This is a genomic window from Rhodoblastus sp. (assembly GCF_019449565.1).
Taxonomy (GTDB): domain Bacteria; phylum Pseudomonadota; class Alphaproteobacteria; order Rhizobiales; family Beijerinckiaceae; genus Rhodoblastus.
The window spans coordinates 22,887-35,965 of sequence record NZ_JAGRPM010000075.1 but is presented as its reverse complement, the minus strand read 5'-3'; the positions used below and the strand labels follow the sequence as shown (position 1 = coordinate 35,965).

General features: G+C 63.3%; 9 protein-coding genes, 1 tRNA gene and 1 pseudogene. 1 reads left to right on the top strand and 10 read right to left on the bottom strand.

Features of this window, described 5'->3' with window-relative positions; translation table 11 throughout:
• Positions 1-93: 93 nt before the first annotated feature.
• The 10 genes and pseudogenes from QZ409_RS17210 to fdnG all read right to left on the bottom strand — a co-directional run bounded on the left by QZ409_RS17210 (position 94) and on the right by fdnG (position 11,204).
• On the bottom strand, positions 94-360 hold the full coding sequence (locus QZ409_RS17210; RefSeq protein ID WP_296713727.1) for a twin-arginine translocation signal domain-containing protein: 267 nt from the start codon (positions 358-360) through the stop codon (positions 94-96).
• Positions 361-709: 349 nt separating this feature from the next.
• Positions 710-1,165, bottom strand: a complete 456-nt coding sequence (locus tag QZ409_RS17205; RefSeq protein WP_296713726.1) for a hypothetical protein — start codon at positions 1,163-1,165, stop codon at positions 710-712.
• Positions 1,166-1,182: 17 nt separating this feature from the next.
• Positions 1,183-1,278, bottom strand: a tRNA-Sec gene (locus QZ409_RS17200).
• A 136-nt stretch (positions 1,279-1,414) separates the two neighbouring features.
• A pseudogene (gene selB, locus QZ409_RS17195) lies at positions 1,415-3,246 on the bottom strand (selenocysteine-specific translation elongation factor); the annotation flags it as partial.
• Entirely contained in the window at positions 3,243-4,028 is a 786-nt protein-coding gene (locus tag QZ409_RS17190) for a tetratricopeptide repeat protein (protein WP_296713725.1), read from the bottom strand. The pseudogene selB and the gene QZ409_RS17190, both read right to left, overlap by 4 nt.
• Positions 4,015-5,439, bottom strand: coding sequence for an L-seryl-tRNA(Sec) selenium transferase (selA, locus tag QZ409_RS17185; RefSeq protein WP_296713724.1), 1,425 nt, complete (start codon positions 5,437-5,439; stop codon positions 4,015-4,017). Before selA ends, QZ409_RS17190 begins: the two co-directional genes overlap by 14 nt.
• 9 nt (positions 5,440-5,448) lie before the next feature.
• Positions 5,449-6,369, bottom strand: coding sequence for a formate dehydrogenase accessory protein FdhE (fdhE, locus tag QZ409_RS17180; protein ID WP_296713723.1), 921 nt, complete (start codon positions 6,367-6,369; stop codon positions 5,449-5,451).
• Positions 6,370-6,491: 122 nt separating this feature from the next.
• On the bottom strand, positions 6,492-7,166 hold the full coding sequence (locus QZ409_RS17175) for a formate dehydrogenase subunit gamma (RefSeq protein ID WP_296713721.1): 675 nt from the start codon (positions 7,164-7,166) through the stop codon (positions 6,492-6,494).
• Positions 7,163-8,104 carry a formate dehydrogenase subunit beta gene (gene fdxH, locus QZ409_RS17170; RefSeq protein WP_296713719.1) on the bottom strand — a complete coding sequence of 314 codons (942 nt, stop codon included), beginning with the start codon at positions 8,102-8,104 and terminating at the stop codon, positions 7,163-7,165. Before fdxH ends, QZ409_RS17175 begins: the two co-directional genes overlap by 4 nt.
• Positions 8,105-8,117: 13 nt before the next feature.
• Positions 8,118-11,204: a formate dehydrogenase-N subunit alpha gene (fdnG, locus tag QZ409_RS17165; protein WP_296713718.1), complete on the bottom strand. Its 3,087-nt coding sequence runs from the start codon at positions 11,202-11,204 to the stop codon at positions 8,118-8,120.
• A 736-nt stretch (positions 11,205-11,940) separates the two neighbouring features.
• Between fdnG and selD the strand changes: the two genes are divergently transcribed.
• Positions 11,941-13,077 (top strand): selenide, water dikinase SelD, encoded by a 1,137-nt coding sequence (gene selD / locus QZ409_RS17160; RefSeq protein ID WP_296713717.1) that lies wholly within the window; start codon positions 11,941-11,943, stop codon positions 13,075-13,077.
• Positions 13,078-13,079 lie beyond the last annotated feature (2 nt).

Sequence of the window (13,079 nt, the reverse complement as noted above, 5' to 3'; positions counted from 1 at the left end):
GCTATAAACCGCCCGCTCCAGAAGCCGTTCTATGGCCGGCTGCGCAATCCGGACCAGCTTCGCCGGCCACCCCGGCATTGGCGCCGCAGCTCGTCATGCACTAACATTCAAACCGGACCACCCAATGGGGGCCGGCCACCCGCCCGGGCGGCTCCAATCATCCGCGGCGAAACTCGGCAGCGGCGCCCAGGCGAGGCCGGCTCCGGCGCCATCGGCAAGCTGCAGCCTGGTGACGATTTCGTACATGCGCCAGGCGCCTGGATGCGGCGCGAAGGCCGGCTCTGCCGCAGCGAGCTTTGGCAGCGTCACTGTGGCGGCGAGCGCGGCTCCGGCTCCGAGGAATTCGCGACGATCAATCATGGCGCCCTCCCAAGGTGAATTGCGGCCGTGGTGGCGAAGAAAACCCGCTCAGGCCATCCATATTTTCGATTTCGAAGGAGATCATATCGGCGCTGCGCCGCTTGCGGTTCGGACCATGGTCCGCAGCGTCTGAATATCCGCAGCTTTTGCGACGACGCGATCTCAATCCGCTTGATGCGCCAACGTCAGGCGCTCGCGGTTTTTGTCCCGCGCTAGCGTGAGATATGCCGCCCCGATCCTCGGGAGCCGCCGATGAGATCACGCGGCAATTTTTGGCGCGATCGGGGTCTTTGTCAATTTGGCAAATGGTATTTCGGCGGCCGGGAAAGCCGGCCCTTTGTACGAGCCATTAAAAATCGACGCGCGGCGTCTCTGGAATGTAGCACTCGAACAGGTCCCAGAATGGGCTATGGCGCGTTTCGAGATACCAGGTCTCAAATGCGGCGAGAGCGCCGCCCGGGTCGGCGGGCGCCTCGTCCTGTGCGCCTTGCGCGGCACGGAACAGGGCCTGCGCGACTGGCGCGAAACGCGAAAGCACCTCATCGCGGGCGTCGCTCTCCGTGGTCCAGCCGAGCCGGACGCGCACCTGCGCCTGAGCGACGGCGACGGAGATCTCCTCGCTTTCGGCGCCGTTTGCTGCATCGGCGACGGACCGGACGAAATTGACCCGACGAAAGGCGGTCGCACGCGCCAAAGCCAGCGCAGCAATGTGTTCCGCCGCATCTCGGCGGAAAACGCTTTCGGCGGCGTCGGCCGCCTGGGCGTCTCGTTGAAGGGAAGACAGGTATTCGGCGAGAGCGCTCATACTCTCCCTCTGAAAATTGGCGGAAGAGAGTGGGAGTCGAACCCACCAGAGACCGGCTCGCGGCCCCTCCCGGATTTGAAGTCCGGACGCCCCACCAGGGACGTCTCTCTTCCCCAAGGCGGATCCTCCGCCGCCTCGTTTGCGGGACCATCTTCGGCGGGATCGCGAAAGAGATCCAGCCGGTGTTTGTTGAGCCGCCGCAGATCGCCCCTGCGCAGCGTAACGCCATGCCGGTCGAAGAATTCCAGGATCTGGATTGCGACCTTGCGGCCATTCTCAACCTGGTCGCGGAATTGCGCCGCGGTGAACTGAGCGTCATCGGCCTGCTGTGACAGCTTGCAAATAATGCCCACCATTTCCGCGACCGTGCTGCGCAGGAAGAAATGGTCATGCGCCACCTCGTCGACCCGACCGAGACGTCCGACCAGCTTGAGCAAATGCCGGACCTCCGGCTCGGCGATGTCGAGCATGGTCGCGATGTCCCGCACGCGGGGCGGCCGGAAGCGATCCGCCTCGCCCAGCAGGGGACGCACTTGCGCCCACAAGACCTCGTCGCGCGGCGTCAGGCGCACTTCGAAGCCAGTGAGCTTCACCCAGGCGCCGTCGAGCGAGATTTCTCCGGCGCGGGCGAGCGAAAGCAGCGCCGTCGCGAAGGCCGGCGCTGGAAGGCGCGGCTCAAGCTGGAGGCGCAGTCTTTCGCGGCCCAGGCCCGGCAGATCTGGGTTGTCCGCATGGAATGCTTCAAGGCGAGACAGGAGCATTTGCCTGAACGACGCCCAGCGCGCGGCTGAGACCGCGAGCGCCGTCTTGCCGGTCGCAATCCGGACAAGCCCAAGACGCTCGGCAAGCGCGCTCGCCTCTGTGACCGCGAGCGCCCGATCGCGGCAAAAATCCGTGAGGTCGAGATAGTAGGGCGAGATTTCCAGCAGCGCAGCCACCGCTTTGGCGGGCTCGGCCAAGGCAAGAGCGTCGAGTTGGGCGAGGCGGTCCGGGGTCCGGCGCTTGCGGCTCGGGCCTCTCAAGTCGATGAACGCGCCGCCGCCGATGGTCCGCCGGGCGGACGTGTCGCGCACCACATAACGGTCGCCGGCCGCTGCGGCGATGGGATGTTCAAGCACCAATTGGACATGTCCCGAGGCGCCGGGGCTGATGGGATCGCCCAACAGAACGATGCGGGCGCCGACCTCTTGCGCGCCATGATGGAGGCGCACGGGAAACCATTGCCCGATGCTCTTCGGTTCGGCGCCGAGCACGCGCAAACTCGCGTCAATATGGTCGGCGGGCGCGTGCAGAGTTGGGTCGAGCACAACGTCGCCGCGTGAAATGGCGTCTTTGCCGACGCCGTCGCCCGCCAGATTGACCCCGCAGCGATCGCCGGCCTTTCCGAAGTCGGCTGGCGCGTCCTGGGCGCGGATCGAACGCACGCGAGCGCTGAGACCGGACGGGCTCACCATCACATGGTCGCCGACGGCGACACGGCCCGAAAGAACGGTGCCGGTGACGATCGTGCCGGCTCCGGCAATTGTGAAGCAGCGGTCCACGGCGAGACGGAAGCGACCGGAGGCCGCCCGATTCCCAATTTCACGAGAAGCCTCCACGAGATGCGTCCGCAAGCCGGCGACGCCGTCCCCCGTGACGGTAGAGACCGGCAAGATCGGCGCGCCTTCGAGACACGTTCCCCGCAGCGCGAGCACGATTTCATCGGAAACCTCGAGCAGGCGCGTGTCATCCACCAGGTCCGTCTTGGTGAGCGCCACACTGCCGCGCCCGACGCCGAGAAGATCCACGATGGCGAGATGCTCGCGGGTCTGGGGCATGACGCCGTCGTCGGCGGCGATCGCCAGCAGCACGAAATCAATGCCGCTGGCGCCGGCGAGCATGGTGTGCACGAAACGCTCATGGCCGGGCGCGTCGATGAAACCCAGCGTCTCGCCTTCGCCGGACGGCATATAGGCAAAGCCGAGATCGATCGAGATGCCGCGCGCCTTTTCTTCCTTCAGCCGGTCGGTATCGACGCCCGTCAGCGCCCGCACCAGCGCGGTCTTGCCGTGGTCGATATGGCCCGCCGTGCCGATGATCATGGCGGCGGCTCCGGCAGGGGCGCGGCGGCGCGGCGCTCGGCTTCGACAATCTCATCCGGCGAAAGCGCCGCACGCGCGGCTTCGAGGAACCTGGCGGCAAGCGGGCTGTGGCCCGAGCACGCCCGCAGGAGCCAGACATAGGCCTCAAGCGGGTTGCGGCGCAGGCCCGCGCCAAGATGACAGGCCGCTCCCAACATGGCCTGGCCGTCCGGATCGCCGCGCTCCGCCCCGCGCCGCCACCAATAGGCGGCTACGACCGGGTCGCGCTCGACGCCGAGGGCGTTGTGGCAAATCATGCCGAGGCGCGTCATGGACGACGCGACGCCCTGTTTCGCTGCGGCGAGCGCCCAGCGCCGCGCTTCGGCGAAATCCGCCGCGACCGCCTCGCCTTCGACAAGCATCCAGCTCAGCATGTCTTGCGCCGGCGGGTCGCCCTGTTCGGCGGCCGCGCGATAGAGCGCCGCCGCCCGCTTGTAATCCTGCGGCGCGCCCTCGCCCTTGAAATAAAGGTTGGCGAGATTGCGCTGGCTGACAGGGTCTCCCGCTTCCGCGGCGGCGCTCAGCCATCGATAAGCCAGCATGCGGTCGCGCGGGACGCCGAGGCCTTCGGCGAAACAGGCGCCGATATTGTTTTGCGCTCGCGCCACGCCCTGCCGCGCGAGCGACTCCCAAAGGTGGAGGGCCTTCGCATAATCCTGCCGTTGCGCGGCGGCGAGGGCGGCCGCCATCTGGTCTTCGACCGTCGGTTCGGGCGTGTGGATGAGACGGTCAAGCCAGCGCATCGGACGGCTCCAGGGCGTCCAGGGATTCGAGAAAACCCGCTTCATCCTCGAGGCAGCGAAGATCAAGCAGCAGGGCGCCATCCGAGATCCGCCCGATGACAGGCATGGGAAGCGCGCGAAGCGCATTGGCGAGACGGTCGAGCGCGCGGCCGGATTTTTCGCGCGGTCGTAGCACGAGGGCGACGCTCGCGATGGTCTCCATGGGCAGGGCGCCAGAGCCGATCTGACTCTTGCAGGGGACAATTTCGACGGCGATCGCCGCGCCGCGCCGTTCGCCAAGCCGTTGGGAAAGCGCGGGCGCGAGCCGCGCCGCTTGCGCCTCCAGTTCAGGCACGCTGCGCGCAAGCAGGCGCAAGGTCGGCAGGCGCTCGGCGAGCCGATCCGGGTTGCGATAGAGCTTCAGCGTCGCTTCCAGCGCCGCGAGACGAATCTTGTCGACGCGTAGCGCCCGCTTCAACGGATTCTTGTTGATGGCGGCGATGAGTTCGCGGCGACCGATGATGAAGCCGGCCTGTGGTCCCCCGAGCAGCTTGTCGCCGGAAAAGCTGACGATGTCGGCGCCTTGCGCCACCGCCTCGCGAACCGTCGGTTCATGCGCGAGGCCATAGCAGGCGAGATCGGCAAGCGTGCCCGAGCCGAGATCGTGGAACAGCAACGCGCCGCGCTGATGGGCGATCGTCGCGAGATCGCGCGGCGAAACTTCGGCGGTGAAACCCTCGATACGGTAGTTCGAAGTATGCACCTTCAAGATCAGCCCGGTTTCGGCGTTGAGAGCCGCGAGATAATCCTTCGGATGGGTACGATTGGTGGCGCCAACCTCCACGAGCCGCGCGCCCGCCCGCGCCATGATCTCCGGCATGCGGAAGGCGCCGCCGATTTCGATCAGTTCGCCGCGCGAGACGATGGCGTCCTTGCCCAGAGAGAAACTATTCAACACCAGCAGGACGGCGGCGGCGTTGTTATTGACGATTGTCGCGTCCTCGGCGCCCGTGAGTTCGCAGATCAGGTCGCGGACATGGTCGTCGCGGTCGCCGCGCTTGCCGGTTTCAAGGTCATATTCCAGCGCGACCGCGCTACGCATGGCTTTTAACGCGGCTTCCATGGCTTCTTCCGCCAGCAGGGCGCGGCCGAGATTGGTGTGCAGCACGGTGCCGGTGAGGTTGAACACGGGCCGCAGTCTGGAGCGCGACGAGGCTTCGAGGCGCGCCAGGGCAGCCGTGGCCAGCAGCGTTTCGTCGAACGTCGCGTGGGCGCCCATTCGCGCCGCCGCGCGAACCTCGCCGACTGCCGCGCGGACGGCTGTCACGGTCGCCGGCCGGCCGTAGCGAGAAATCGCGGCGACCGCCGCCTCGGTCTTCAGAATATGATCGACCGATGGCAATTTGCGGCGGGAAGCAGGAGCGTCGTCCATGGCGCCACCTCAATAGCCGAGCAGGAAGGGGTTGAATGCGCCGCGCCGGTAAGGCCCCTCGCGCATCCGCAGATCGAGCCCGAGAGACGCGACATCGTCGGCCATGGGGTCGAGCGAAGGCTCCTTGTCCTGATAAAGAACCTTCACATAGGCGTGGCATTGATCGCATGTTTCGGCTTTCACCGTTCCGTCGCCGCCCGCGACTTCCTGATAGGATATTCCCTTGGTCGAGCCGCATTGCGTGCACCGGATGCGCACATAGTTCCACAGGACGCCGCAAAGCGAACAGGCGCAATAACGGGCGCCATGCGCCGAGGGCCAGCCGACGATGAGGCTCGTGACCGGCGGGCCCCCGCAGCACGGACAGACGCCGTCTCCGACCGGGCCAAGCTGTCTGGCGTCGAGCCGACTCGCCATGCGCGCAAAATGGATTTGCAGGCTGGCGGCCATGAAGACATGCGCGGCGAGCGCGTCCGAGGGAATGGAATCCGTGACGACGTTGCGCGCCAAGGTTTCGCGTTCGGCCGCTTCCGCCTGCATGACGCGCTCAAGCGCTTCCGCCGCAGCCGGCGGCATGTCGATTGTTCGCGCATGCGCGAGCACGCCAGCCAATGTCGCCTCGAACACGTGATCTATCGCGAAGCGGCCTCGATCGAGCGGCGGCATGCCGAATGTGCAAGCGCGTTCGATCTCGGCTGTCTCTGGGAGGTTCGGCAAAGGCAAGCCGGCCTGGGCTTCATGTTGGGCATCGGCCAAGCCGGACAGAAAGAGCAGATAGGGTTGGAGTTGGCTGTCTTCCGCCAGCGCCGCGAAGCGCCGGGCGCGCGTCCGAAACAGCGACGCGGGGTCTGGAAGCCGCACGAAGGGAGGTTGTTGTACGCCGCCGATGGCGCTGGGATCGGGCTGAAGAGCGCCCGGAGCACTCGACATTTTTTCCTCACGAACCTCACGGGTCACGCGGCCTGGTTTTCCAGGCGATCATTTCATTCGCGACGATCGGATCAAATGCGGCGTCGACGCCGCATGTCTTGTTCGACTGGCAAGCACCTCGGCTAACCGCCGCGCTTGCCCGAAACCAGCTCCCGCAGCCACTTGCGATGGTGGCGCCAAGCCCAACCGCCGGTGACGCGGCCCCGGGTCATGGCGCTGATCGTACCACGAACCCAGATCGCCGCATATACGTGGACGATCCATATGCAGATGATGGCCACCGCCGCGATGGAATGGGTCAGCACCGCAACGCGCTTCACCGGGATCGAGGTCAGATTATTGAAATACTGATCCCAGATGGCGAAGCCCGTGACGATCAGCACGATGACCAGGAACGACATCCCCCAGAAAATGAACTTCTGACCGGCATTATATTTGCCGACTTCCGGCAGGCGCTCTTCGTGGTTGGTCAGCACGTCGCGGATGCGGTTGAGCCATGCCTTGTCCTCCCGAGCCCAGAGATTGGCTTTCCAGAATCGCAGGAACAGCCCCGTGAAGGAGAAAAACAGAACGACGCCGATCCACGGATGAATGGTGCGCGTCCACTGGCCGCCGCCGAACAGGCCGGTCAGGAAAAACAGGCTCGGATGGAACAGCGCCAAGCCGGACAGCGCCAGCAGGATCAGGCTGGCCGCCGTGACCCAGTGGTTCAACCGAGCGCCTGCCGTGTAGCGGTCGACGGTCACCGGGTGTCCTTTGTGGACCATATCGCCCGGTTCGATATCGCGCGCCGTCATGATGGGTTACCCCCCGTAAGGTTCTCGGCATTCGCTTCGTCCGCCTCGGTCACCCTGTTGGGTCCCATGACGAGATGGTGGAGAAAGCCGAAGGCGACGGCGAAGCCCATCACCCCGAGGCCGGCATATTTGGCGACGCCCTTCCACAGTTCGACAATGGGGCTGATGGTCGGGTTCTTCGGCAGGTTGGCGTAGATCTCCGGCTGGTCGGCGTGATGGAGCACATACATCACATGCGTGCCGCCAACGCCCGGAGGATCATAAAGCCCGGCGTTCTGGAAGCCGCGCGATTTCAGATCCTCGATCCGGAGGTCCGCCCAGTGCTTCATCTCGTCCTTTGTGCCGAACACAATCGCCTGGGTCGGGCAGGCCTTGGCGCAGGCAGGGCCCTGACCGACCGCAATCCGGTCGGAACACAGGGTGCACTTGTAGGCTGTATGGTCGACGGGCGAGATGCGCGGGATGTTGAATGGACAGCCCTTCACGCAATAGCCGCAGCCGATGCAGTTCTGGTGCACGAAATCCACGATGCCGTTGGAATATTGCACGATCGCGCCGGGCGCCGGACAGGCCTTGAGACAACCGGGATCCGCGCAATGCATGCAGCCGTCCTTGCGGATCAGCCATTCGAGATTCTCGGTCTCGGGGTTTACCCATTCGGTGAAGCGCATCAGCGTGAACATGTTCGGCGTAAGGTCGTGCGGATTGTCATAGACGCCGGTGTTCACGCCGATCTCGGGGCGCGTGTCGTTCCATTCGATGCAGGCCGACTGGCATGCCTTGCAGCCGATGCATTTCGAGACATCGATGAGCTTGGCGATTTCAGTCTGCCGCTGCGCCGGCGGCGTCACTCGGGACGCCGAGCGCCGGATCAGATCCTGTTCCCCGAATTTCGGAGGAACCGGTTTGGTGGCGGGGTTTGGGATTGGAGGAAACATGATTTCGCCTCCCTCACGCCACCGGCCCGGTCGTGGGCTCGATATTGACCAGGAACGCCTTGAATTCCGGCGTTTCGATATTTGCGTCGCCGACGAAGGGGGCGAGCACATTGGGGCCGAAGCCCTTTCTGGCGGCGCCCATGAAGCCCCAGTGCAGCGGAATGCCGACGACGTGGACCGGCTTGCCGTCGCAGATCAGCGGTTTGATCCGCTTGGTCACCACAGCCTTCGCTCTTACCTCGCCACGTTTCGACCAGACCCGCACCCAGCCGCCCTTTTCAATGCCCTTTTCCCTGGCGAGCTCTTCCGAGATCTCCACGAAAAATTCCGGCTGAAGCACGGCGTTCACCCAGACGTGCTTGGTCCAATAGTGGAAATGTTCGGTCAGCCGGTAGGAGGTCGCCGCATAGGGGAACTCCTTGGACTCCGGCTCGGCGAATTGCGCCATGTCGTCCTTGAACACGCGGGCGACCGGATTGCCCCGCACCTTGGGCGCGACGACATTGACCCGGGGCGATTCGAATGGTTCGTAATGGGCCGGGAACGGCCCATCCCGCATCATTCGCCGAACGAAGAGCCGCGACACGCCCTCGGGGTTCATGATGAAGGGGCCGACGTCCTGAGGTTTTGCGGTCGGCGGAATGTCCGGCACGTCATAGCCCGCCCATTTGGCGCCGTCCCATTCGATCAGTTTGCGCGACGGATCCCAAGGTTTGCCATTGATGTCGCAGGAGGCGCGGTTGTAAAGAATGCGGCGATTGGCCGGCCACGCGAAAGTCCATTTGGGATAGGCGCCGGTATTGTCCGGGTCCGAATTATCCCGCCGCGCCATCATGTTGCCTGCCTCGGTGAAGCAGCCAGCAAAGATCCAGCAGCCGCTCGCCGTGGTCCCGTCGTCGCGCAACGCCGCGAAACCGGGAAGCTGCTTGCCTTTTTCCAGGATTTTTTTCGTCGGGTCGTTCGGATCGAAAACGTCGGCCAATGCATAGCCGTTCATTTCCTTGGCGAGTTCCTCGGGCGTCGGCTCCTCGGGGTTCTTGTAGGGCCATGTCAGGTTGAGGATAGGATCGGGGAACGCTCCGCCTTCATTCTGGTAAAGCTTCTTCAGGCGCAGGAAGATCTGCGCGAGAATCCATGTGTCGTGCTTGGCGTCGCCCGGCGGGGAGCCGCCGGCCCAATGCCATTGCAGCCAGCGGCCCGAATTCACCAGCGCGCCTTCGTCCTCGGCAAAGCATGTGACGGGAAGCTGGATGACTTCCGTCTGAATCTTCGACGGATCGGCGTTGTTATATTCGCCGTGATTCTCCCAGAAGCGGGCCGTCTCGGTATCGAGCGGATCCATCACGACCAGCAGCTTCAATTTGGACAATGCCGACGCGATCTTGGCCTTGTTCGGGAACGCCTGCAGGGGATTGAATCCCTGGCAGAAATAGGCGGTCATCTTGCCCTGGTTCATCAGTTCGAACGCGCGCAACACGTCGTAAGCCGGCACGTCGAGCTTCGGCAGATAATCGAAAGCGAAATTGTTTTCCGCCGTCGCCGCCGGCCCCCACATCGCCTTCAGGAAGCTCACCATGAACTTCTTGTAGTTCTGCCAATAGCTGATCTGATTCGGCCGCAATGGCTTGAAGCCTCGGGTCGACATATAGGTGGCGAAATCGGGCTCCTTGTCGGTCGCCAGCGTCATATAGCCGGGGATCAGATTGGACATCAGCCCGATGTCGGTCAGCCCTTGAATATTGGAGTGACCGCGCAACGCGTTCATGCCGCCGCCGCGCACCCCGATATTGCCCAGGATCAGCTGAAGCATCGCCATGCCGCGGATATTCTGCGAACCCTTGGAATGCTGGGTCCAGCCGAGCGCGTACATGGACGTCATGGTTTTGGTCGGCGACGAGCATTCCGCGATCATCTGCGCGACTTTGAGGAATTTGTCCTTGGGCGTACCGCAGATCCGCTCGACGAGTTCCGGCGTATAAATCGCGACGTGCTGTTTCAGCAGGCTCCAGACGCAGCGCGGATTCTGCAAGGTCTCGTCCACCACGGCGAACCCATCGGGGCCGATCTCATATTCCCAGCTGGAGCGGTCATAATCCCGCTTGGCCTCGTCATAGCCGGTGAACAAGCCGTCATGATAGGCAAAGCCTTCCTTGACGAGGTAGGCGGCGTTGGTGAACGCCTTCACATAATCCCACTGCACCTTGTCGTTGCCGATGCAGTAATTGATGACGCCAAGCAGGAATGCGATGTCCGTCCCTTGCCGGATCGGCGCATAGAAATCCGCCACCGACGCGGAGCGCGTGAAGCGCGGATCGACGACAATGAGTTTCGCGCCGCGGCTAGCCTTCGCCTCGGTGACCCATTTGAACCCGCACGGATGCGCTTCGGCTGCGTTTCCCCCCATGATGACGACAAGGTCCGTGTTCCGAATATCGGTCCACGAATTGGTCATTGCGCCACGGCCAAATGTTGGGCCCAGACTGGACACCGTGGGGCCGTGTCAAACACGCGCTTGGTTGTCGAACACTACCATGCCGGCGCTGCGCACCACCTTGTAGGTGCAGAACGCCGTTTCGTTGGTTGTCGCCGAAGCGGCGAGAAAGCCTGACGATGTCCAGCGATTGACCGTCACGCCGTCATTGTTCTTGACGATGAAGTTCTTGTCGCGATCGTCTTTCAGAACACGCGCGATGCGGTCAAGCGCCGCCTCCCAGCTGATCGGTTCGAACTTGTCCGAGCCGGGCTTGCGGATCTTGGGAATTTTCAGGCGCGTTTCCGCCTTGACGAAATCGAGCAGCGCCGCGCCTTTCGGGCACAGGGTGCCGCGATTGGTCGGGTGATCCGTGTCGCCTTCGATATGGATGATTTCGGCTTTTTCGCCTTTTTTGAGATCACCTTTTGAATACATGATGATCCCGCACGCCACCGAGCAATAGGGGCAGGTGTTTCGCGTCTCGGTGGTGTTGACGAGTTTGAATGGTCGGATCGCGTCCGCGTGGGCCGCCTCGACATCCCCGAACCCAAGCGCCAGAAGCGTCGTGCTCGAAAGACCCGCGCCCGTGGTTCCCAGGAACTGGCGCCGCGAGAGCTCCATTCTCATGGAGGCCTCCTTTAGCTGGGGCGCACCTATCCGCGGCCGCCCGAAGCTTTGCTTATACTGCAAAATTAAATTTACGTCAAATAATCGCAGATTTTAGAACTCTAAGAAAAGCATTTATTGCAGCGCAGCAAGTTGGCTTGAGAAATTTTAGGTTCATGAATTGGAATTAAGAAGCCAATTGAGTTCATGTTGTTCTTTATCAACCTGTGCCTATGTCTAATAAAATCATATATTATTGCTTGAATAGCTGATAGCTGCTTCTGGCAGATTTGTTTCCTTGGCGACATTCGTCATGGCGTTCAAGATTTTTTTGGCCATGAAGGATCGCGTTGCTTGATCGGGATAAGCCCGAGCTTGCTGAGCGCGACAACGGACACGCTCATCCGCGCTCCCCAAGCAGGTCTCCAGATTGTCGGAAAGATCGGGCGATACCTGACCGGACATGCCATCATGACGACCTTCCTTCAACCATCAGTTGACGTTATAGGGACGCCGTCGGACAATGATGCGCGCATCCGATCGGAACTCCCGCGTGCCGGGGCGGAATGCGTAATGACGATGCGCCGTGTCGCCCGCCGATCGGCCGCCGACGTCTGCATGTGGCGTCCCCCGAGCTGACCTGCGCGGCGTCGCTCCGGCGCAAAATCCTTCCTTGGCCCCGACGCGACGACCCAAAACATTGACATGTGGAAAGCGCAGCAGGTCGCCTCGACAACCGCAATCCGGAGACGCTCAGATGCACGATCCTCTCGACCGAGATCGCCCGACGACCGATCTTCCGCCCCTCCGGCTTACGAGCCTCGCCCACGGCGGCGGCTGCGGCTGCAAGCTGGCGCCTTCGGTGCTGCAGCAGCTTATCGGGGACCAGCCGCAGACGCAGCATTTCGCCCGACTGCTTGTCGGGGCCGAAACCGGCGATGACGCCGCAGTATGGGATCTCGACGGCGAGACCTGCGTCCTTGCGACGACGGATTTTTTCATGCCGGTCGTAGACGATCCCGGCGATTTCGGGCGCATCGCCGCGACCAACGCGCTTTCCGACATTTATGCGATGGGCGGAACGCCGATCATGGCGCTCGCCATTCTTGGCATGCCGCTCGGCAAGGTGGACATCGCGACCGTGCGCGCCATTTTGCAGGGCGGAGCGAGCATCTGCGCCGAGGCTGGCGTTCCAGTTGCGGGGGGGCATTCGATCGACAGCGTCGAACCGATATATGGGCTCGCCGTCATCGGCACGGCGCCTAAGGCTCAAATCCGCCGCAACGCCGACGCCAGGCCAGGCGACGCGCTGATCCTGACCAAGGCGCTGGGAGTCGGAGTCTATTCGGCCGCCTTCAAGAAGGGGGCGCTCTCCGCCGAAGCCTATGACGAGATGATCGCCTCGACCACCCAGTTAAACCGCATCGGCGCGGCTTTGGCGAGGGACGCCGCCGTCCATGGCGTCACCGATGTCACAGGCTTTGGCCTGCTCGGTCATGCGTTGGAAATGGCGCGCGGCTCTGCCGCCAGGCTTTGCCTTGACGCAGATTCCCTGCCGCTTTTCCGGCAGGCTGAAGCTCTGGTTCGTCAGGGCTTTGTCACGGGGGCCTCGGAGCGAAACTGGGCGAGCTACGGCGCGTCAGTCGAGCTGCCTGCCGGCTTTCCGGATTGGCGGCGGCAAATTCTCACCGACCCGCAGACATCGGGCGGGCTACTCGTTTCCTGTGCGGAAGCGGAGGCCGATCGGCTCGTATCGGAGATATTTGCGGCGGGCTATCAAGCAACGCGCCGGATTGGTCGTGTGGAGCCTGGAGAGCCTGGAGAGCCAGGGGTGAAGGTCGAGACTGGAAGCCGGAGTTCGACTGAAGCCCCGCGCGAAGCCTTGCCCGTTTGACG

Coding starts and splice junctions, on each gene's coding strand:
- QZ409_RS17190 (WP_296713725.1), bottom strand. CDS start 4,028: ATGCGCTGGCTTGACCGTCTCATCCACACGCCCGAACCGACGGTCGAA.
- selA (WP_296713724.1), bottom strand. CDS start 5,439: ATGGACGACGCTCCTGCTTCCCGCCGCAAATTGCCATCGGTCGATCAT.
- fdhE (WP_296713723.1), bottom strand. CDS start 6,369: ATGTCGAGTGCTCCGGGCGCTCTTCAGCCCGATCCCAGCGCCATCGGC.
- QZ409_RS17210 (WP_296713727.1), bottom strand. CDS start 360: ATGATTGATCGTCGCGAATTCCTCGGAGCCGGAGCCGCGCTCGCCGCC.
- fdxH (WP_296713719.1), bottom strand. CDS start 8,104: ATGTTTCCTCCAATCCCAAACCCCGCCACCAAACCGGTTCCTCCGAAA.
- QZ409_RS17175 (WP_296713721.1), bottom strand. CDS start 7,166: ATGACGGCGCGCGATATCGAACCGGGCGATATGGTCCACAAAGGACAC.
- QZ409_RS17205 (WP_296713726.1), bottom strand. CDS start 1,165: ATGAGCGCTCTCGCCGAATACCTGTCTTCCCTTCAACGAGACGCCCAG.
- selD (WP_296713717.1), top strand. CDS start 11,941: ATGCACGATCCTCTCGACCGAGATCGCCCGACGACCGATCTTCCGCCC.